Source organism: Agrobacterium sp. CCNWLW155 (assembly GCF_036888815.1).
Taxonomy (GTDB): Bacteria; Pseudomonadota; Alphaproteobacteria; order Rhizobiales; family Rhizobiaceae; genus Agrobacterium; species Agrobacterium radiobacter.
The window spans coordinates 1-20006 of sequence record NZ_JBAKFW010000027.1; the positions used below are offsets into that span (position 1 = coordinate 1).

Annotated in this window: 25 protein-coding genes, 1 tRNA gene and 2 pseudogenes; 16 read left to right on the forward strand and 12 right to left on the reverse strand. The window is 57.6% G+C overall.

Going from position 1 to position 20006, the window contains the following annotated elements:
- Positions 1-517: 517 nt before the first annotated feature.
- Positions 518-1360 carry a nucleotidyl transferase AbiEii/AbiGii toxin family protein gene (locus V6S97_RS27995; protein ID WP_111791545.1) on the reverse strand — a complete coding sequence of 281 codons (843 nt, stop codon included), beginning with the start codon at positions 1358-1360 and terminating at the stop codon, positions 518-520.
- A complete protein-coding gene (locus V6S97_RS28000) occupies positions 1357-2040 on the reverse strand; it encodes a type IV toxin-antitoxin system AbiEi family antitoxin domain-containing protein (RefSeq protein ID WP_111791546.1) in 684 nt (227 codons plus the stop codon). Before V6S97_RS28000 ends, V6S97_RS27995 begins: the two co-directional genes overlap by 4 nt.
- 304 nt (positions 2041-2344) lie before the next feature.
- Between V6S97_RS28000 and V6S97_RS28005 the strand changes: the two are divergent.
- A pseudogene (locus V6S97_RS28005) lies at positions 2345-2697 on the forward strand (helix-turn-helix domain-containing protein).
- Positions 2698-2796: 99 nt separating this feature from the next.
- Here the strand turns inward: V6S97_RS28005 and V6S97_RS28010 are convergent.
- From V6S97_RS28010 to V6S97_RS28020, 3 genes and pseudogenes are all read right to left on the reverse strand, one after another.
- A pseudogene (locus tag V6S97_RS28010) lies at positions 2797-2901 on the reverse strand (VapC toxin family PIN domain ribonuclease); the annotation flags it as partial.
- Between the two features lie 26 nt (positions 2902-2927).
- Positions 2928-4169 carry a type II toxin-antitoxin system HipA family toxin gene (locus V6S97_RS28015; protein ID WP_077998361.1) on the reverse strand — a complete coding sequence of 414 codons (1242 nt, stop codon included), beginning with the start codon at positions 4167-4169 and terminating at the stop codon, positions 2928-2930.
- Positions 4169-4438, reverse strand: a complete 270-nt coding sequence (locus V6S97_RS28020) for a helix-turn-helix domain-containing protein (RefSeq protein ID WP_060726840.1) — start codon at positions 4436-4438, stop codon at positions 4169-4171. The genes V6S97_RS28015 and V6S97_RS28020 overlap by 1 nt, the downstream gene beginning before the upstream one ends.
- A gap of 502 nt (positions 4439-4940) precedes the next feature.
- Here V6S97_RS28020 and V6S97_RS29285 point away from each other — a divergent pair.
- Entirely contained in the window at positions 4941-5114 is a 174-nt protein-coding gene (locus V6S97_RS29285; protein WP_162266712.1) for a nucleotidyl transferase AbiEii/AbiGii toxin family protein, read from the forward strand.
- 179 nt (positions 5115-5293) lie between these two features.
- Here the strand turns inward: V6S97_RS29285 and V6S97_RS28030 are convergent, their stop codons facing one another.
- Genes V6S97_RS28030 through V6S97_RS28040 form a run of 3 tightly spaced genes read right to left on the reverse strand, consistent with a single transcriptional unit; the run spans position 5294 to position 7344 of the window.
- Complete coding sequence (locus V6S97_RS28030) at positions 5294-5590, reverse strand: PAAR domain-containing protein (protein WP_162266713.1); 297 nt, start codon at positions 5588-5590, stop codon at positions 5294-5296.
- Between the two features lie 28 nt (positions 5591-5618).
- Positions 5619-6335, reverse strand: coding sequence for a hypothetical protein (locus V6S97_RS28035; RefSeq protein WP_111791548.1), 717 nt, complete (start codon positions 6333-6335; stop codon positions 5619-5621).
- A gap of 16 nt (positions 6336-6351) precedes the next feature.
- Positions 6352-7344, reverse strand: a complete 993-nt coding sequence (locus V6S97_RS28040) for an SMI1/KNR4 family protein (protein WP_334428307.1) — start codon at positions 7342-7344, stop codon at positions 6352-6354.
- A 412-nt stretch (positions 7345-7756) separates the two neighbouring features.
- Here V6S97_RS28040 and V6S97_RS28045 point away from each other — a divergent pair, with 412 nt between their 5' ends.
- Both V6S97_RS28045 and V6S97_RS28050 read left to right on the forward strand, forming a co-directional pair.
- Positions 7757-8077, forward strand: a complete 321-nt coding sequence (locus V6S97_RS28045; protein ID WP_111821070.1) for a hypothetical protein — start codon at positions 7757-7759, stop codon at positions 8075-8077.
- A 124-nt stretch (positions 8078-8201) separates the two neighbouring features.
- Positions 8202-8330, forward strand: a complete 129-nt coding sequence (locus V6S97_RS28050; protein ID WP_306958252.1) for a hypothetical protein — start codon at positions 8202-8204, stop codon at positions 8328-8330.
- 106 nt (positions 8331-8436) lie between these two features.
- Here the strand turns inward: V6S97_RS28050 and V6S97_RS28055 are convergent, their stop codons facing one another.
- Positions 8437-9204, reverse strand: a complete 768-nt coding sequence (locus V6S97_RS28055) for a hypothetical protein (RefSeq protein WP_162690851.1) — start codon at positions 9202-9204, stop codon at positions 8437-8439.
- Between the two features lie 144 nt (positions 9205-9348).
- Here V6S97_RS28055 and V6S97_RS28060 point away from each other — a divergent pair, with 144 nt between their 5' ends.
- The 5 genes from V6S97_RS28060 (at position 9349) to V6S97_RS28080 (ending at position 13135) form a co-directional block, all read left to right on the forward strand.
- A complete protein-coding gene (locus tag V6S97_RS28060; protein ID WP_165000616.1) occupies positions 9349-9588 on the forward strand; it encodes a helix-turn-helix domain-containing protein in 240 nt (79 codons plus the stop codon).
- A 187-nt stretch (positions 9589-9775) separates the two neighbouring features.
- On the forward strand, positions 9776-10342 hold the full coding sequence (locus V6S97_RS28065; RefSeq protein WP_111791493.1) for an AAA family ATPase: 567 nt from the start codon (positions 9776-9778) through the stop codon (positions 10340-10342).
- A 244-nt stretch (positions 10343-10586) separates the two neighbouring features.
- A complete protein-coding gene (locus V6S97_RS28070; RefSeq protein ID WP_080864382.1) occupies positions 10587-11657 on the forward strand; it encodes a nucleotidyltransferase family protein in 1071 nt (356 codons plus the stop codon).
- 226 nt (positions 11658-11883) lie between these two features.
- The gene (locus tag V6S97_RS28075; RefSeq protein WP_111785391.1) at positions 11884-12267 is read left to right on the forward strand and encodes an ester cyclase; all 384 of its coding nucleotides are present in this window, start codon (positions 11884-11886) and stop codon (positions 12265-12267) included.
- A gap of 208 nt (positions 12268-12475) precedes the next feature.
- Positions 12476-13135 (forward strand): outer membrane protein, encoded by a 660-nt coding sequence (locus tag V6S97_RS28080; RefSeq protein WP_060723868.1) that lies wholly within the window; start codon positions 12476-12478, stop codon positions 13133-13135.
- 201 nt (positions 13136-13336) lie between these two features.
- Here V6S97_RS28080 and V6S97_RS28085 read toward each other — a convergent pair whose 3' ends face one another.
- Both V6S97_RS28085 and V6S97_RS28090 read right to left on the reverse strand, forming a co-directional pair.
- On the reverse strand, positions 13337-13618 hold the full coding sequence (locus V6S97_RS28085; RefSeq protein ID WP_334428308.1) for a mobilization protein: 282 nt from the start codon (positions 13616-13618) through the stop codon (positions 13337-13339).
- Complete coding sequence (locus tag V6S97_RS28090; protein ID WP_334428309.1) at positions 13608-14477, reverse strand: NYN domain-containing protein; 870 nt, start codon at positions 14475-14477, stop codon at positions 13608-13610. The genes V6S97_RS28085 and V6S97_RS28090 overlap by 11 nt, the downstream gene beginning before the upstream one ends.
- 256 nt (positions 14478-14733) lie before the next feature.
- Between V6S97_RS28090 and V6S97_RS28095 the strand changes: the two genes are divergently transcribed.
- Both V6S97_RS28095 and V6S97_RS28100 read left to right on the forward strand, forming a co-directional pair.
- Positions 14734-15540, forward strand: coding sequence for a MobA/MobL family protein (locus tag V6S97_RS28095; RefSeq protein ID WP_334428310.1), 807 nt, complete (start codon positions 14734-14736; stop codon positions 15538-15540).
- Complete coding sequence (locus V6S97_RS28100; RefSeq protein WP_334428311.1) at positions 15537-16019, forward strand: MobC family plasmid mobilization relaxosome protein; 483 nt, start codon at positions 15537-15539, stop codon at positions 16017-16019. Before V6S97_RS28095 ends, V6S97_RS28100 begins: the two co-directional genes overlap by 4 nt.
- Here the strand turns inward: V6S97_RS28100 and V6S97_RS29290 are convergent.
- A complete protein-coding gene (locus tag V6S97_RS29290) occupies positions 15902-16597 on the reverse strand; it encodes a hypothetical protein (protein ID WP_442886129.1) in 696 nt (231 codons plus the stop codon). The two genes, V6S97_RS28100 and V6S97_RS29290, sit on opposite strands and share 118 nt — an antisense overlap.
- A gap of 193 nt (positions 16598-16790) precedes the next feature.
- Between V6S97_RS29290 and V6S97_RS28110 the strand changes: the two genes are divergently transcribed.
- From V6S97_RS28110 to V6S97_RS28130, 5 genes are all read left to right on the forward strand, one after another.
- Positions 16791-17264 (forward strand): hypothetical protein, encoded by a 474-nt coding sequence (locus V6S97_RS28110; protein ID WP_236762505.1) that lies wholly within the window; start codon positions 16791-16793, stop codon positions 17262-17264.
- A gap of 3 nt (positions 17265-17267) precedes the next feature.
- Positions 17268-17600: a hypothetical protein gene (locus V6S97_RS28115; RefSeq protein WP_129565371.1), complete on the forward strand. Its 333-nt coding sequence runs from the start codon at positions 17268-17270 to the stop codon at positions 17598-17600.
- Positions 17601-17666: 66 nt separating this feature from the next.
- Entirely contained in the window at positions 17667-19520 is a 1854-nt protein-coding gene (locus V6S97_RS28120) for a type IV secretory system conjugative DNA transfer family protein (RefSeq protein WP_306958235.1), read from the forward strand.
- 85 nt (positions 19521-19605) lie between these two features.
- Positions 19606-19696: transfer RNA gene (locus V6S97_RS28125), tRNA-OTHER, on the forward strand.
- Positions 19697-19782: 86 nt separating this feature from the next.
- On the forward strand, positions 19783-20006 hold a 224-nt coding region (locus V6S97_RS28130; protein ID WP_334428313.1), incomplete at its 3' end, for a transposase.

The window sequence follows — 20006 nt, forward strand, 5'->3', positions numbered from 1 at the left end:
CGATCATAATAACAATATCATGATATTGTTATTATGATCGATTGCCACCAAAACAAACCCACTCTTTCAATCAGTCCCCAGTCAGATTCCCGGTAAAATCCCTAGTTTCCGCACAAACCCGCATAAATCATCCGCCCAGGCAAAGCAATCCGCCAGGTAAACAAGTGCATAAATTATATGTTTGCTCGGCCATCCATATGTATATATATATATATGTTTTCACCAACTTCATTTTGCGACCGGCAGGAATCGCCCTCACCACGTCACAATGTGAAACAATATTCCATCCAAAAAGTATAAATATAAAAATATATGTATTGATGCAGATGCTGCAGCAAAACCATTCCCCGTCGACCCGCCGCGCCGCAGGCGCATTTCTGAATGACGCCCTCGTCAGCACGGATTCAGGTTGCTGATAAATCCGTCAAATCAAAAAAAACGAAAATATATAATTTGCAAAACGTAACCGACGAAACAATTCGCCTGCCTTCTACGAACACAAGAATATCGGAAAGCTTCAAAGCTTTTCCAGCTTGGCAAGAAAAAAACGATCACTCCAAAGATCCGTGGATTTAAGCTCAGCTGGACGAAGAAACCGTCGAACATCCCCGGCAGCCTCTTTCCAGTCGATACGTTTGATCGTTTCTGAAAGAGCCGCTTTCAGCCAGGCAGCATCTACATGGACAGTCTCATCTCCCGCCCATGGACCAGCCTGCATCAGCGCATTGCGTAAAAGGTCCAGATTCGGCGAGACGCTGCGGGACACATACCAGGAGAAGTCAAACCAATCACGCCCCTTGAGAAATCCACGGCATAGCAGAGCGTGTATCTTGAGCGCAAAATTGGAAGGCAAATCCTGATGGCGGACCTCATAATCAGCCGGAAAATCAAGATAGGTAGTTGCCTCACCCGATCCCGCAGGCGGATTAACGTCAATCTCAAGCTTGATACGAATTGTCTTGGGTCTCCCTCTTCCCGCAAATGACAGATCCAACTGGCTCGCGATGGAATCATCCTTGATAACAGCCTGCCGGATCGCCGTATCCATCCGCACCTTGGGATGTGCCTCCAATTCCAGCCCGAACTGGCTGACAACATCCGTCAGAACCTTGAGATAAGGAGACCAGTTGAAACCCGTGTCGGGAGCCCGCAGAAGAAAATCGAGGTCCTCGGAAAAACGCGGCAGGCCATGAAGAATGCGAAGGCTTGTGCCGCCTTGAAAAAGAGCCACATCGAAAAAATCGCCCCGCCACAAAGCGTAGAGTACGACCTCCTGCAGTATCTCCTTGACGGCATTCTCTTCCTCTATTGCACTCTCCGCCGCATATTGCCGAAGCTTGTCCCGGATAATCTCAATCATGCCCTGACCTCGAGATCATGCAGACGCCTGGAAGGCATCAGGGCGCCTTCCAGCGCCCGGAGAAAGGCATTCGCAGCCTTGTGCTTGTACACCGGCTTCAATGCCGTAAAATCCGTACGTCGCAATCCGAAAAGGGCATCTTCCTCGATCCTCATACCAATCGTCAGCCATTCAAGCCCGCTCCACTCCACCTTGCGAAGCGCTACCAGATCCATAAGTGCCCGAAGAGGTCGGGCAACGAACGCAATCGAGCCGTTGAGCGGGACACGGTCAACACTCGTCATGAACCGATAATCGTTGATCGCCAGAGGATGATAGCTGAAGGTCCCGAACCCGGGCGTCGAAAAATCCTGGCTTTTGCGTCCAGGTGAAACACTGGCGGTAACAAACACCGCCTCCGGAATCCATCCATGGAACGACAGTGCTGTTTCGAAAGAGATATAGCTGCCCGGCACGAGGTTTTGGGCGACGGCAAACGGATGAACCGGGTCACGTCGATAGCGTCGCGCCAGCACATAACAACCACGCTTCAGGCGGATGAGGGACCCGTCTTTCAAAGCGCGGTTGACAAGGCCATAACGGCGCGCGTCACTGCCGCCCAGCAACTCGGCGAGTTGCCGGTCATTCAGAAAACGATCAGCCAATCCGGCTGCAGAAACCTGGTCCACCAACGAAGACATAATTCTTGATACTTCCAATTTATGAAAGTTTCAAGAATTTTTATAATTTTGCTACAGGTGCCGGAACCCGTTCCCGGTAGGACGTACCTGTTCAAGTATCGAGTGTCCACGCGGATCACAGCCAAAATAGAGCAATATGCAAGCGATCCAAAATCTCTTGCCAACAATGTGAAAATACTGACTGGCTCACAATTCATTCGCTTACGCGTTGCCGACTGGCGCATCATTATGGACGACCAGGGAAGTGTGCTGGAAGTCATAAAAATCGGGGCACGCGGCAGTATCTACGAATAGGAGGCAAATGATGCAAACCATAACCACTCCAAATAGGGAAACGCTCATCGTCCTTCCCCTGTCTGAATATGAAAGCCTTGTGGACAGGGCTGATGTCGCATCTGCTGAGAAGATCAAGACTAATATCGCCGCCGGGCATGACGAACTCGTTCCTGCCGTTGTCGTCAATCGTCTTCTTTCCGGCGACAACGCCGTAAAGTCTGGCGCGAGCATCGAAGAATGACCGCCAAGGACCTCGCAACTAAAGTCTCGATAAGTGCGCCCTATCTGTCAGAGATTGAAAGCGGCAAAAAAGCCGGAAGCCTCACCGTCCTGCGAAAAATCGCTCAGACACTCAACGTCGATATAGACGACCTGGCGTAAGCATTGCATCGCTATCAGGCCGAGCAATTCTCACGCCAATGACACTTGACTCCGCTCGGCAACTGCCGGGCATGATGCGCATGCCTGTTGTCTGAACAATCACCCTTGCCACGGATCGACAACGATCACGCCCGTACCATCGAAATCCCCAACATTCCGCGTCACGACGGCAAGGTTATGAACAAGCGCGGTCGAGGCGATCAACCATCGCCACTCCATACGGGGCCATCTCATCGGCCACCTGATCGCTCCTGAATTTGTCTACACCGCTTTCGAACGTTGTGAGTAATTCTCTCAAGGGTCCTCGTCGGATCGCTGGAGATGCCAGCGATATGCGGTGCTACCTCATCGCATGCGACGCTGACCAGTTGTGCGAGTTCCTCCACACGTTTCAGTGTCGATGCGCCGCTCAGTCCAATGTCATCAGCCAGTGCCTGCCAATCGGCACGCCGCAGGTCAGGCGCACGGAACCGACCGGAAACCCCCTGCGGCAGGCTCTGATCTACCTGGCCATAAACGGCAGCGCACATCAGGTCATAGAGCGGAGCCATCTTCGCGGATCCACCGGCACCGATCAGGATCGAGTAGTTTTTCGCATGCGAGTCAGAATTACAAATCAGGACATTGAAGATCACCGCGTCGAGAAGTTTCAGCCGTTCGCCAGGCGAAACAAGATCGCTGACAGCATCAAACATCATCTTCATGGTCACGCCCCGGCCGGTCGAGGATCGCTCGTATTTCTGCGAGGGGAAATGTCCTGTTAACTGGCAAAGATCTTCCTGATGCAGCCGGCGGATTTCCCCTTGCGGATCGGTGAAGCGATCATAGCGTTTCACAAGAAGATAACGTCGCTGGCCAGCCACTCCGATCGTCGCCTCGGCCGCGTCCAGCCCGCAGGCACGCGCAAGCGACAGGCAAAACGCCTCGTTCTCCACGCTCCCTGCAAGACGTTTCGTATCCGGCTTCAGGATATGCGTGGATGGCGTCCCGTCCACCGGAACTGAAATATGGCCATCCCCGTCTACAAACACCGGCAGTTTCTCCTGGACGCCCGCAAGCGACATGGAAACACCGCGCTCTCCGGCCAGAAAAGGTCTGGCAGGAAGTTCATTGAGAATACGCTCCAGTGCCTGCTCATCCGGCACGGGCTGGAGGTTGACACCCGCTTTCCGCGGCTCCCCGATCGACAGCGCCCCCGCCGTGTCACGTCCGATATGACCAAGCAGACCGACAATGTCCTGCGGAGAAACCTTGAGCCGCTGACCGATCTCGGCAAGATGTGTTTCCGGAAGCAGATTGGCAAGCCAGGGCAGCAGCTTCGCAGCACCCACGGGCCCGGAGCGCAGCGGCATGGTGAGCGACACCGGAAAGGCCGTGCGCCGTGCTTCCCAGCCCGCATCGTAGTCCATCCTCCATTCGCCTTCAAAAGTCAGACGGGCGACAGGCAGCGTCTCGTAAAAGATGGTCGTCATCAATCAGCACCGAACGTCGGCAGGAAGCTGAGGTCATCGTCCAGCGTGGATGGAGCAGCCCGAACGGTCCGGAGATCGCCGATCTCGATGCCGACGGTGCGCGCGACGATCAGCGCCTTTTCGAGCTGGCAGCTCGGTTTGCCGGATTCAAGCTCGACGATGAAGCGTTCACCCGTTCCGGAACGGGCAGCAAGCCCGGTTTGCGTCCAGCCAAGCGCTTTGCGTCTTTCCCTGATAGCAGCGCCGAAATCGCGCGCAGACCTGAACATCGTTAACCTCCATCGGATTACTTACCGTACAGGAAGATTTCCAAGAGATCAATATGCCGCTTCCCGATCGGTAAGTTTGACTCCCTGCGGTATTAAATCATCCTGATCGGGAAATCTCGCGCCCAGGGAAGCATCCTTTGAAATCCCCGACATGTATGGCCCGGCAACCCGTATTCCGGTTTGGATGTTCGTCAGAAGACTCAACCCAATTGAGTAAACCGGGATATCTCAAAACCGCCTCGCCATCCAATGGGAGCGACGGACCCGCCTTTGTGTGACCGGGTTTGACAAATGAATTGAACCGGAAGCGGCCACCAACCTTTGATTTTGCGGTCTCGATCAGCGACAGAATGGCGGCCGCCTTCGGTGCCATGAGGCCGCACGCCCGGAAGCCGGCGTTGCAACCTCCGCAGCTGGCAAAAGGCGCCTTGGAATGGCCCCACTACAATGGGTCAACCAATTGGGGAACCATCGATATCGCCCCATTAAAATGGATCAATATATGCGAATTGCCGCCCAGAAACAGGCGGGCTATCATTTCGAGTTGAGGGGCGGAACATCGCTTTCCAAGTGTTTGGGGATAACTGACCGCTTCTCCGACGATATCGATCTCAGGATAAATCCTCCTGATGATATGACCGTTGCCACCGGTCGAAATCAGGACAAGCCCAGGTAGATCGAAAGCCGGCGCAACTTCCATGACGGCTTGCCGCCGATATCCCGCCCGATGGAAGCCATCAAGCGGGATCATGTCTTCGATGATGAGAAGTTTCGAAGCGGAGGAGGTCGAGGTGCAGTTCATCGATCCCCGAGCGAATGTTATCCGGGCTGTGCAGTTTTCCCGAGCCAGCTCTTTCAGTCGAACGTAATCCAAGGCACTCCTTGCACCAGCCTTCCGCCATGCGCGCAGGAGTCGCCAATACGGGCAATCCTCTTGCCCTCTATCTTGGCGATCGAAGACCCACCTGTGATCTTGTCTGATGTCGTAGGCACTCCAGTGCAAAGCAGACTGTCACCGATCGTGGCCACGGGTACGCCTTCCACCGTTACAAAATTCTGCTGTGTAGAGACGACCGGTCCGCCAATATGCGGCCGAGGCCCAGGATCTATCATCGGGCAGACGTGCCAGTGTGCTTTCAACGTTACGGGCATTCCAGGCAAAGTAAACCTCCTGAGCTTGTCACGAAAGAGCTGAACGGTCTGGCGGAGTAGAAATTATCGGGATATCGGGATTAATCTCGATGAGTCTCGCGGGCGATGTCGTATCGCTGCAATCCACACTGATGTCCAAAAGCAAGCTTGGCAGTGGACTCGATGCGCAGAGCTCTGCCGCCGTACTGATTATGCGCTCCTTGATCGCGACATCTGGACGCACACCTTGCGGAACGGACTGCCACCTTGCGTCGACCATCTTGCCGTCGCGAACCCTGACCCGCAACTCTGCGTGCGAGGCTAGATCAACTGCCGGGAAGAAGTGCAGGAACGTCGGCACCTGCCCAATCACGAAGGCTTCCAGAATGATAGCCATACGGCTTGTCAATGACGCGAGCATTGCTGGTATCATTGCTGCCGCTTCAGACGACTCCATAATGCTAAAGGTCGGTACTTCCTTCCAACTGACCGGGCCAATCTTTGGGAACACCCGACCCCCGCGCAACTCGATGGTATGCAGGGCAATCTCCGGTATGGCGATCGCCTGCTGTTTCCAGCGTGCTCGATCGGAATTCCCGCGTAAAACCACCTCGATTTCGTCTGAACTCAGGGGAAGAGATGCTACAGGATGTGCCAGTGCAAATTCCTTATACAACGGAGGCCAGTTTTCGAACGCGGTCGTGATGATGTCGTCGGTATGTCTTTCCGCGACCGAACTCAAATGCGTATAAGCGTCCTGAAGCATCGCCCCCTCTCCAAAGTCAGAGATAATCCGGCGTCAGACCAGCCAGGAACTCATCGAAGTCCTTCGCGACTGTTCCGACCTGATCCCAGCCGTAACCGGCATCGCCGAAGGTTTTCGCCTTGATCACTATATAAAGAATACGTCCGTGGGTATCTGCATTCAGATCGAGTAAGCAGTGACCATAACCGCTATCGAATGTCAGGGGGTAAAGGCCTGCGGGCAGTCGCTCACCGGAGTTTCCATATAGCGGGTCAATGTAACGTTGGCGCGCCTCGATCATTTTGCCGGGACCGGCGATCGCATTGACGTCGGCTTTCTTCTTTTTTCCATCAGGGAAAACGACTTTCGTCTTGAAAGCAAAGATCTTCTTGCTGTTAAGGTCGCGGCTTCCGTAACTTAACCAGAAACTTTTAAGCGAATCCGGCAGGGTGACGCCTTCCGAGCGTTCAAATTCGTCGATCTCGGTATTGGCCACCGGCTTTTCCGCACGACCCATTTCATCAGGCTTGTCCAGCATATCCTTCAGGGCTGCATCCATTATTCTAAGAACCTCCAATTTACTTACGCTATTTATCGCATCATTCTTGTCGAGATTGGCTGGTGCTCCAAGCCGATCCGATAACGCATCCAGAAAGCCGGAGGGTCTTGGCGTGTTGTACGCGCACGCCTTGTGTCCATTCGGACCAGCGGCAATCCAGAACGACAGTAACTCCGCGCCGCCTTCCCCCTCATGGCGCCACCCCACGACATCAACAGAACCGCCATTATAACCGACGAAGCTGCGACGCCACTCATCAATGTCCGCATCGGTTAAACGCTTCCAGTCGAGTTTGTCGCCGCCTACCATCGCTTCTTGCACAGTGGGCGCTTCACAGACGGTGAGAAGGCGCTCCACCGTCATATCCGCCGGCGTGGCCGCGGCTTCCCCGAAACTCAACAATGCGGCAAGGCAGCTGATTGTCGATACCTTGAGGTACCGACGCCGGAACGTGCACGCTCCGTTTTTCATATCGTCACTCCGTTTTGGTCTCACCGCCATTTTGTCGCTGTAGACAACCTCCACGCCAAACGATCCCCCGGGAGGTCGCAGACTGATCGACGTTCGCTTTCCGGCAATCTCCGCGCCGATAATCTCATTTTGCACAAGCGGAACGCAACCCCGGATTTCTGCACTCAGCACTCAGCCATCGACCGTCCAAAAAAAGGGCCAGCATGATGCACGCCTCATATTTTACTTCCGGAAAACCAACCAAAGCTATGATAGAAATAGGAATAATTAAGAGATAACGATAAAAAACCTCACGTCTGTATCCACGCGCCGTGATGCATCGGCATCACAGCCTGGCGTCAACTTCGGGGCCTGAAGCTTACCTCGAAGGTCTTCCATTGACGCCCGTCAGCCGACCCGGCACCCTCGTCCCATGACCTTGACGAACAGTCTCATTGCCGAGCTCATCCGCGACGCCAACAGGCTCGATCACCTCGATGGCTATCAGAAGCGGCGTATGCTGGAACGGGCCGTCACAACAATCCGCGACATGCGCGAAACAATCGGAATTCCATCCGGTCCCGGCCGTGACAGTCTCGTCGACATCCACACCGTTGCCCTGTCAATCGAACGCGGATGGCGCAGCGATGAAGAGGTGCGAAGCGCTCTGCTGCAGGCAGCCAGCATGATCCGGGATTTGCATATCGTCCTCGACAGCGAAACCGAAATCAGCCTCGTCAAGCCAGCCAGTTGAGGGTTGGCGCCATCTTCGGATGGCCAAATGCAAAATGATACCAGCAATATTCAGTTCGCAAACATTAGGATTTCATTAACCATGCGGAGCCACCCTTCCCTCACAGCAACGATGGAGGTTGGCTATGGCCTATGACTGGAATCGCAATGAACGCGACGGCAGGTTCGATGAACTGGCGGCAGCTCTGATATTCTTCACCGTCGTCACTCTGCTTCTGGCATCCGCCTGTCTGGTGACAAGCTTTGCCGCATAGGCAGGGCGTGGCGTGCTTCACTGGCTGACCATCGCAGGGCGCTGAAGGCCCGGCGACGATACTGTGTGTGTCACCACAGACCGCTGCCGAGCCTGCTTCACGCCGCTCACACGGCAATCCTGTCCCTTTCCTCCTGAAACCGCCTCTCGCGTGTTTTCGGCCTCAGCAGGCGGATACGCGACTGCGGTTCGATCACAGACCAGTGCGGCTGGATCAGCTCACGCAGCATCTTGCGCAGTTCCGGCCAGGGGGTCTCTTCATTGCGAAGCTCCGGATCATACATCACCAGCATGCAGTGAAGCTTGGCGGCAATGTCGTGGATGTAATAGGGTTGCAGCGAAATCAGGACACGCCCGGCAATACCCTCGAACCGGGCAAGGTCCTGCGCCTTCGCAAGACTGGCGCTGTAACCGATGCGACGGTCAGCCGCATTCCATGCCCGTCTCAGTCTCAGCAACTCCAGACGCGCGCTCTCTGCCGCATCAGCGCCAATCCGCGGCGCAAGTTCCCTGATCTCCCCGAAAGAGGATACCGTCCCGACCGATGGACCACCATCGTCAACTGCAATCACGACAGCAGGACGACCGCCGGTCTCTTCCAGCAGTCGCGCCTCGAGTTCCCGGCATTCCCGCTCGGCGGCAAGCCGCTGCTGATACATGTCATACCAGTCCGGCCACAGTTCCTTGGCATGCACCGGTCCGGCAATGGTGCGCGAGGGAAGATCGTTGAGCAGCATCGGCAGGATCCGTGCGGCCAGCGGCAAAAGATTGCGCCGGTTGATCACGCTTGGCAGGTTGTCGACAAACGTCTCGTTGGGGAATGCATTTGCGCACGAAATTTTAGGTAAAGTTCTGCTATTCTCAGAATCAGCCATGATCCAAGCTCCTGATAGCTAGATTGTGGTCAGGTCGAGTCAGGCGGTAGGACGCCTGATTCGGCCGCCTGCATAACGCAGACATCTGATAGTAACTGGAATTGGTAGCGAAGCAATATTTTTCGCTAAATTATGGCGATTTTCATGTTTTCTGTTCAAGTGAGGATGGCGCGTGCCGCTTTAGGATGGGGAATTGTCGAACTTGCGGAACATGCGGGAATATCGACAAACACCCTGGTCCGCCTAGAAAAAGGTGAGGACCTCAAGGAATCAACGATCGAGAATATACGCTTTGTTTTAGAACAAGCCGGCGTGAAGTTCGTAGACAACGACGTCACGTTTGGTGTTCTCGTCAACAAAGACAATTACATTCCGTTGCCGTAAATCGCCTACACATATAACGGCGAGTTACGGTACCGAGCGAGCATCTTCGCTAAAGAGCGAAATTGCACCTGATCCTTTCCCAAAAATTGCGCCATATCAGACTTTCGAGCGCAGCTCTTTATCACGCGAACAGCGAGATCGGCAGCAGGCGGTTGACGATCGATCCGGTGGAATGAAGGATTGCGCAATGACCATTCATAACAACCTTTCCGGCCACATACTCCTTCTCTCCGGCCATCCCGGCTCTGGCAAGTCCACAATCGCCGAAACGCTCGCGCACTTGCCCGGTGTGCCAAAGGTGCATTTCCACAGCGATGACCTATGGGGTTATATCAAGCACGGCCGCATCGCCCCTTGGCTTCCGGAGTCCGATCAACAGAACCGGATGATCATGCAGATCGCCGCCGACGTTGCCGGTCGCTACGCCGAGGCAGGTTATTTCGTCATCCTCGACGGCGTCGTGCGACCGGACTGGCTGCCGGCCTTCATGGCGCTTTCGCGCCCGCTGCATTACATCGTGCTGCGCACGACAGTGAAGGAGGCGATCGAACGCTGTCAGGCACGCGGTGGCGACAGCCTCGGCGATCCGCTTGTCGTCGCCGATCTTCATGCGCAGTTTGCCGATCTCGGCGTCTTTGAACATCACGTCCTGTCAGTATCGGACAAGGACAAACAGGCTGCCCTGCACTCGGTCATCAATGCGCTGCAATCGACGCGCTTCCGTCTGGATGCATCGATCGATGGCGACCGATAACGCGGAAATGGGTGAAGCACGCGTGTCTGGACCGACAATCTACCTCCTGCGTCACGGCGAAACTGTCTGGAACTGCCTTGGCCGGTTTCAGGGGCAGTACCCTGACGACCGGTTGCCAGGGCAAATGGAAGTCGTTATAAGGGTTTTTGAATTTCCTTATAACGACTGTGCCGATTTATCGCGATCCCGGTTATAAGGAAAAAAAACCGTATAATGACACATGTCGCCGCAAGGATCGCATGTCTTGAAACAGATTGACCTCGCATACAGGACAATGTTCGCGGAACTGGCGCAGCGATCGTTCGATGGGCAGTTCTCCACCGACTTCCCTCATAATGGACGGTTCGTGAACGTCCCCGTTAAAGGCAAGGGTTACTGGTACTTCGAGTATCCGACCCCCGATGGTGACAAGCGGCGCTATGTAGGGCCGGAAGCAGACGCGGAAATAACCGCGAGGGTACACGCCCACAGGGAAGTCAAAGACGACCTCAGAGAGCGGCGTCGGCTCGTTAACGCCCTTACACGAACTGGTGGCATGGCGGCGCCTGAACGTTTTGCCGGCGAAGTAACGAAAGCTCTTGCAGATGCCGGATTGTTTCGCCTTCGAGCGCTTATCATAGGCTCGGTTGCGTTCAGCTGCTATTCAGGGCTGCTCGGGGTTCGCCTTCCAAATGCCGCGCTCCAGACGGGCGACGCCGACTACGCCCAGGATTTTGCAATAAGCTCAGAGATTGGGGACAGCCTGCCACCAATCCTGGACGTCTTGCATACCGTCGATCCGTCCTTCAGAGCGGTACCACATCAGGCGGACAAGGCGCGTGTGGTCGCCTTCGTGAACTCGGACAACTATCGCGTGGAGTTCCTGACGGGGAACCGCGGGTCGAACGACCATACGGGCAAGCCGTCACCCATGCCTGCTCTCGGCGGCGCGTCGGCGGAAAACCTTCGCTTTCTGGACTATCTGATCTACGAACCCGTGAGAACGGTGCTGCTGTATAGAGAAGGCGTCAGCGTCAACGTCCCCGCTCCCGAGCGCTATGCCGTTCACAAGTTGATTGTCGCGTCTCGCAGGCGCAACGATGCCCTGGGCAGAGCAAAGCGTGACAAGGATCTTCAACAAGCATCCCTGTTGTCAGAGGCCCTGGTGGAAACACGGCAAGGATATTCGCTCGCCGACGCCTGGAACGAGGCGTGGGAACGCGGTCCTGCATGGCAGGAAGCGATCACTTCAGGACTCGCCATGATGCCGGAGAAAGCCAGGTTGCCCTTGGCAGTCGCGCTCGGCGTTTCCGCCGCTGATCCGGTTAAAAAATGATGGCAACCCCGGTGCAGATGCCCGAACTTCCCGTTCCGCAGGACGGGTTCTACCGGCTTCATAGCGGCAGTTGCAAACTCGTCACCGGTTGACCATCCAAAACTGCGCCTGCTCAGTAACGGACCGTTATTCTGCCGGCGAAACGTACTGGCGAGCCTCGCACGAAACGGCTGCCGCGGCGCTGATGCCGGAACCGGTTTGACGTTTAATCGATATGGAGAAACCCATGCCGACACTTCACGACATCTATCTCGCCTATCTCGACTGCCTCAACCGTCAGGCCTTCGATGAACTCGGCACCTTCGTCGACGATACAGTCGAACACAACGGCCGACCATTCGGGCTGTCGGGCTATCGCGACATGCTGGAGAACGACTTTGCCGACATTCCCGACCTGCGGTTCGAGGCAGAGATCCTTGTCAGCGGCGCGACCCGGGTCGCCGCCCGGCTTTCGTTCGATTGCACGCCCGGGGCCACCTTCATGGGCCTTCCGGTCAATGGCAGGAGGGTTCAGTTCTGCGAGCATGTGTTCTACGAATTTGAGCACATGAAAATCCGCAGGGTCTGGTCGGTCATCGACAAGGCCGCAATCGAACGTCAACTTGGGTGACGGCCTTGGCCTTGCAAAGACATCTGCGGCCGGCAAAGGCCCGTAAAATTACCCTGACGAGCGCGATCGCAAGCGACTTCCCACCGCGCCCGGGCAGTCTCCAGTTTATGCAGACAGTCGCCGAGATCGTGGGCGTTGCACAAAGGTTACATCATTTTTCAGGGAAAACGCATATGAATGATCTCTCATGTAAGGGAGTTCAGAGACTATGAAGAAAATCGTATCGACTATCGCATTCGTGCTCGCCGCATCGACTGCAATGGCGGCCGATGCCGTATCAGAAGTTCCTGCAGCCCCGGCAGCAGACGTTGCACCGCTGTTCAGCTGGACCGGATTTACAGCCGGTGTCCAGGCCGGTTACGGCTGGAATCAAAACGACGCTTCGATCGTGGGCCTTCCAGGTGAAACATCCGCAGACTTTGACGGCGCTCTTGCCGGCGGGTTCGTCGGTTTCAACTATGACCTTGGCAACAGCTGGGTCGTTGGCCTTGAAGCAGACTTCGAAAAGAACTGGGGCGACGATTCCGCCACTATTCTGGGCACAAGCTTCGACTACGGGTTCGACTGGCAGGGCTCGGTCCGCGGCCGCGTTGGCTACGCATTTGACCGTGCACTGGTCTATGGTACCGCAGGCTGGGCCTACGCCCGCGGCTATGCGGAAGTTCCAGGCGTTGCCGACGTGAAGGAAACCTTCAACGGTTACACCGTCGGCGTTGGTCTCGACTACGCGTTTACCGACATGGTGTTCGGACGCATCGAGTACCGTTACACCGACTTCGGCGACAAGGATTTCAATTTCGGCGGCGCTGCAATCAACGCAGATGTCGACCAGCATGCAATCCGCGTCGGCCTCGGCGTAAAATTCTGATCCACTCGGACAAGAAACAGCGAAAGCCCGGCCATCGTGCCGGGCTTTTTCCTTGTCCTTTTCCGAAGGCAGGAGAGCGACAAACCGGGGGTAAACAAGTGCGAGCGACCTGTTCGCCACACCTCATGGCACCACAATGATTGAAAACGCCGACCAGCACCGGACACGGTCAGGCACGCTCCCGCCAACCGCCAGCAAACGTCAACCGTTCCCGTCCGCGTTTTCCTCATTGAGCAAATCCTCAAGCAGTTGACGATCGGCATCCCGCAGCGTCATCTGCGGCAGCTGACGCCGCAGCAGGTCGCGCAGCATCTGCACGTCCGGTTCCGCGGTTGTTTTCCGAAGTTCGCCGGTCACCCACGTGCCCAGCAGCATTTTCCGCCGTACCTCAAGCCGCCGTTCGCGTGCGGCAAGCCGTGCCCTCAGCGAGCGCTTGCGTGCCTCCAGTTCCTCGATGCGACGGGCAACCGGTTTACGCACCATCACGGGTTACCTCGCAAGCTGTGGGGGCCTTGTTCTCCACCAGCCTCACCCGCACCAGATGACCGCCCTCGCCACAGCGCCGGACGTTTATGGCAGGGCAGGCCTCAACGAAACCGCCCTGTCCGGCAAAACCGAAGTGGCGCGGATTGAACGCCGGCTCATGCAGGGCAAGCCAGAGACCGACCTTTGCCAAAGGTGACCAGCCATCTTCTTCCCTGCTGGCAGACACGGCCTCTTCCATCATCGCCAGCATCTGCTGCTCGACATGGGCGGAGAGATCTGTTTGCCTGCCGGCGGCCTGTGTTGCGTCTGCTGTTGTGGCGGAGAGCCACCGCATTTCTTTGGACGGCCGCAGCCTGTCGAAACGGGTAAAGCTGCTGCAGGCGGCAATGAAGGAAGACGGTGTCTGCCGGCCACCAAATCCGTGCACGGCGATCCCCTCTTCGCGGATGCGTACCGCCAGCCGGGTAAAGTCGCCATCACTCGAGACGATGCAGAAACCGTCGAGGCGGTTCCGGTGCAAAAGATCCATCGCATCGATGATCATGGCGCCATCGGTGGCGTTCTTTCCCGGACAATTTGCAAACTGCTGCACCGGCTGGATGGCGTGATCGCCAGGCCGGCTTTTCCAGCCCCTCATGGTTGCCTGTGTCCAGTCGCCATAGAGACGCCGGACCGTTGCATCTCCCAGCATCGCGATCACGCCGAACAGCCGGTCGACGATTTCCGGCGAGACATTGTCACCATCGATCAGCACCGCCAGCCTGGGGCTTTCCCGGTCCGTTCCGGTGCCGTTGTTTTGCCGGGCACCCCTTGTCCCTGACCGTCGTTTCGTTTCCCTGAACCTGACCGCATCCATCACCATCTCCATTGCTCCCGGTGTCACAGGGCCGATGGTAGCGGGGATCGTTTTGCAGCGCATTCTGGTGAATTCACCATAGAGCCAGCCATCCCCCGTCCCGCTAGACTGAATTCGACAAGGGCGCACTTACGAGTTGGCGCCCCGGCGACAGGCAAGACATCGAAGGGCTGACGTCCGGTTGTTTCCGGTGACCCGCGGCCGGGACGGGGCGGAATCGGGTTTTTCTGCCGGCGCGTTTTATCGGGAGACCGGCATGGCGATCTATCATTGCAGTGTAAAACCGGTCGGCCGCAGTGCCGGCAAAAGTGCCGTCGCCGCCATCGCCTATCGCACCGCCAGCAAAATCCTCAACCAGCGTGACGGCATTATCCATGACTTCACCGCAAAGACCGGTGTCGTTCACACGGAGATCATTCTGCCCGATGGTATCGATGCCCCATGGCCGTCCTATCAAACGATTGCCGACGCGACCGGCAAGAGCGTCAAGACTATTCAGCGCGCCGTCCATGAACCTGAGGTCAAAGGATGGTTCGACATCCAGCGCGGAAATGGCGTCGGGTACAACACGGAATATCGTCCCTCAGAACCATCGATTTTACGCGCATCGGACGCCCGGGAAAAGACGGACAAAGTTGTCACCCTTTACCCTGACAAAGGCGGTCAAATTCCTCCGGAAAGGCGGTCAGATGTGTCCGGCGAAGGGGGACAAATATGTCCACCAAACCCAGAGAAAGAAAAAATAAATAGACCTAACCCGCACGACTACGCCCCGCTGCGCGTCGAGACGCGGCGAGCCGTCCCGCTCGTTTTCGTGGCTGAGACCAAGGCGGATCAGGTCGAGCAGTGGTGCGCCTGGCTACGCCGTCACAGGCTTCCATCTATCGAAACCCTGGGCTTGCGAACCGTGAAAACCGGCAAGCCAGGTTATGCCTTGCCGGGATATTGGCCACCGGACGAGACGAGCCCAGGTGCGCTGGACTGGATCGCTTTCTTCAGCCGCCGCCGTGACCACATTGCCACCGAAACTCCCCGACAAACCGACCTTCCGAGGGCGTCATGACGGACGGCGATTTGAAGGGAGCAAGGCGACCCCTGTCATACGGCGAGCCTTCTGACAGGAAGCCTTGTGAGGGGAGGCAGGCCTCCCCTTCAACCCCCACCAAGAGCACGCGGCGATCGCCCAAAGGCGAACTCAATGCCGTCGTGGTTTTCCGCTGCACCGCATCGGAAAAGCAGGCGCTGACCGCCCGCGCTGCGCGGGCCGGTCTGCCCTTCGCCACGCTGATGCGGGAAGCGCTCGGCCTCACCGAGGCGCGCCGCCGCCGTCCGGTTCCGAAGGTGGACCCGGAGCTGGTGCGCGCCGTCGCCCGGATCGGCGGCAACCTCAACCAGATCGCGCGATGGCTGAACGCGGCCCAGGTTCAGGGCCAGGTGTCCGCCATCGACGCAATCACGGTTGCCACGCGCCTGGTCGCCATCGAGCGGGCGCTATCGGAAACCCTTGAGCAGTTCACGGCCAAGGATGACGCGCCGTGCTGATCAAGTTTTTCCGAAACGGCCAGGGCGGCGGATCGGGGCCGGTTGACTACCTGGTCGAGCGCGACGTCGTCGCTTACGACCAGAACCGCAATGCGATCCGCGATGAGCGCGGCGACGTCATGCTGTTTGCCCGCGAGCCTCTGCCGGAGGTGCTGCGTGGCGATGCAGACCGCATGCGCGCGCTGATCGACGCCTGCCCGCACCAGTGGACCTATCGGGCCGGAGTCATCGCCTTCACGGCGGAAGACGCGCCGAGCCCTGCCCAGCAACGGCAGGTGATGGACGCCTTCGAGAACCTTGCCTTTGCCGGCCTCGAAGCCGACCAGCGCGATATGCTTTGGGTCCGCCATACCCACGAGGGACGCGTCGAGCTGCATTTTGTGACGCCACGCATGGAGCTTGCGAGCGGGCGCAGCCTCAATATCGCGCCGCCCGGCTACCAGAAGCACTACGACGCCCTGCGCGATGTTCTGAACAAGGAACACGGCTGGAATGACCCAATGGCGCCAGAGCGCGCCCGCGAGACCGTCAGCCTCATCGAAAGCGTCAGGCGCGGCGATGCCCGCGAGCTGATCCATGACTGGATCGTCCAGCGCATCGAGACCGGCGGCATCTGTGACCGCCCGAACATGACCGAGGCTTTGACGGCGGCGGGGTTCGACCTGCCGCGCACCGGAAAAAACTACATCACCGTACGCGATCCCGAGACGGACGAGCGCTGGCGCCTGAAAGGAGACCTGTTCCGTGAAGACTGGACCCGAGAGAATACCCTTGAGCGAGCGCTTGAAAGATCGTCTGGCGAGCCCAGCCGCTCCGGAAGCCGGCTCGACGCCATCGCTCCCGATGAGCTTCGAGACCGACTGGAGCGAAGCCTTGAGGCGCGCGCAAGCTACAATCGAGACCGATATCCGCAGCTTCACGGACGCGAACCGACAGCACTTGAGCGAGGCACTGGCGACGACCGAGGCGGACGTGAACCGGCTTCGGTCGATGGTGCAGCCGTTCTTCCTGACCATGGGCGCGGTGGCCTTTCTGATCATCCTGTTGAGCTTCACCGCGAGCTGGTTTTGGGCGGGTCTGATGATCGACCGCGCCCAGAGCGCCAGCCTTTGGCAATTGGGCTTGCAGATCAACCAGACCGGCAGCGGCAAAGTCCTCACCTGGGACGTCAACCGCCTTCAACTGATCACCTGCCAGGCAGGGACCGACAAAACCCCATGCCTGAAGATCGCCCAGGGAGATTGACCGATGACCGAAACCACCAGACCACCGATGCCCGAGACCCTGTCGCCGCTGGAACGCGAATTGCTGGGTTACGTCGAGACGTTGATGAACGCCTTGCAGAACGGAACCGCGCAATTCGAGGCGCTGGAGAAACGCTCGACCGACATGATCGAAAATCGGCAAGCGGCTTTGGAAGGATCGCTGAAATCGCTCATCGCGTCACAGGCTACCTTCATGAACGCCTGGCTCGCCTCCGGCAATCCTTCCAGCGGCACGGCCTCAACCGGGCTGATGGAAGCATTCGCCCTGCTGGAGCAAGCCGAAGCGATGCTGGAGGCGGTCGCGCAGCAGACGTGACAGGCCGACCGATCGCGCCCGGTCACGGTCGCAACTGACCCTTATTTCCTTCTGGAGTTTCGATTCATGAATTTGATCATTCAGCCCTATCGCTATGCCCTTTCCATTGCCGTGGTTGCGGCAGGTTTCCTGCTGATGGAAACAACGCCCTTGTTCTGGCCACCCATCTACCAGAACGCGCGCGCCGCGATCCTCGTCATGTTTCTTGGGTTTGCGCTGCTAACCTTGGCAGGAGACACCCAGGGCCGCGTCCGCAGCGCGTCGGGCTTGGCTGTGGGGGCTGCCCTCCTTGCCGCGTCTGCTCTCGCCCTTACCGACCCGACCATTGCGGCCGGCGTCCTGCTCGACAGCTTCAAGGCTTGGCGAAATGCCGGCTATTCCGGAATCGAGAGCATTCGAGGCATGGTTTCGACCTGGGATCGCTTCACTGAGGCGCAAAAGCTTGGCGTGCAAACCAGCCTCGCCATTGGCCTGCCTGTGCCGCTGTTCCTCATTCTGCGAGCGATCTCGATTGCCGCCCCGGCATCATCGAGCCGCATTTCCAAACAGGGCCCATGGCGCGCACGGTGGATGAACCGCCACGAGCTGCGCCAGCTCCGGCACAACGACAGCGGCTTGCCGCTCGGTCTCTCCGGCGGTGCAATGCTGCGCTACCGCCCCAACCCGAAAACCGGATGGCGTGCAGGCCATCATGTCGCCATCGCCGGCACACGCGCCGGAAAAGGCGTGTCCGTCGTCATTCCCGCCATCATCGACCATGACGGCCCGGTCGCCGTTCTCGACATCAAGGGAGAAAACTTCGCCGTCACCCGCCGCTATCGCCAATCGCTCGGGCGTCAGGTCGTGGTTCTCAATCCCTTCAGCGTCATCGAGCCGTCGAGGTACAGCTTCAATCCGCTCGACTATATCCGGCAAGCGCACCTCGTCCGCGACATCGAAGTCATTGCCGAAGGCCTTGTTCGGCCGGAAAGCGGAAACGGCGCGCACTTTGCCGAAATGGCGAAATCCATGATTGCCGCCGTGATCGAGGTCGTCATGACAAGGCGCACGGAAGCCGATCGCAACCTGATCACCGTCATGGACTTGCTGTTTTCCGCAGGCTTTGAAAAGACCCTGACGGAATGGGCTGGAGCGCCGGAAACCTTCGGCACCCGCCCTGCTGCCGCCGCTGCCACCTTCCTCGCAGCCGGCGAGAACGAGCGCGGCGCGATCAAAACGACGATCAAGAAGGCTTTCGATTGGGCGCGTTCCGACGAATTGCGCGCCTTTCTCAGCACCTCGACATGCTCGCTCGGAAACCTGTTCGAGGGCCGCGCCGACCTCTTCATGGTCGTGCCACTCGACCAGGTAGAAGCCCAGGCAGTCTTTCTCCGATTGCTGACAAACATCATTCTCGGCATGGCCGTACGCCTCGAAGGCGCGAAGAAGCCGAAAAGGAACGTGCTGCTGGTCTTGGACGAGTTTGTTCGTCTCGGCAGAATGGAAAAGCTGATCAACATCGCCAACGTCGCCGCCGGCTGCGGCATCGAGGCACTGTTCATTACCCAGGACAAGGGCCAGATCGAAAGCGTCTACGGCAAGGGCGACACCGCCAGCATTCTCGGCTCCTGCGTCACCACCCGCATTTTCGGCCTCGGCAGAGCGGAGTTCGAAACCGCCAATTGGGCCGCGAACGCTCTTGGTGATCAGACAGTGCTGACCCGCACCAGGCAGTCGACCGCGAAGTTCGGCGAGGCCCGCAAGACCTCAACCGCTGAGCAGCGCCAGAAGCTCATGACCGCCGATCAGATCCTGGAAATGAAGACCGGCAAGATGCTGCTGCTGACAGGTTCGAAGCCGCCGGCACTGGTTGACGCGATCGTGTCGCACCGTCATCCGGTATATCGGGCGAAGCTGGATCGGAACCCGATGGTCGCGTGACTGCAGGCGCAACTCCAACTGCTTCGACAAAATCGTTCGCAGCGCCGTGGTTGACAGTACGTCCGGAATTGGGCAATTCAAAATTGTGCTTGTAGCTCAAGTGGTAGAGCATCCGCCTTTATGAAGTCTTGGCTTTCTCAGAGCGGATGATGTGCGTTCGAAACGCGCCAAGCACGCAAGAGCTGGCTCGGGAAATTTGAACAGCGGGGATAAGTGGAATTTCTGCCTGACTTCGGCTTAGATGCCGGGAACAGGAGATACCATGACGAGACGACCGCGCCGGAACCACAGCCCGGCTTTCAAGGCGAAGGTGGCACTTGCCGCTATCCGAGGTGAGCAGACGCTGGTGGAGTTGTCCCAGCAGTTCGATGTGCACGCCAACCAGATCAAGCAATGGAAAGACCAGCTCCTTGAGGGGGCGACAGGCGTTTTCGGCGATGAAACCAAGACGGAGCCGGCGGGTCCAACCGTCGATGTCAAAACGCT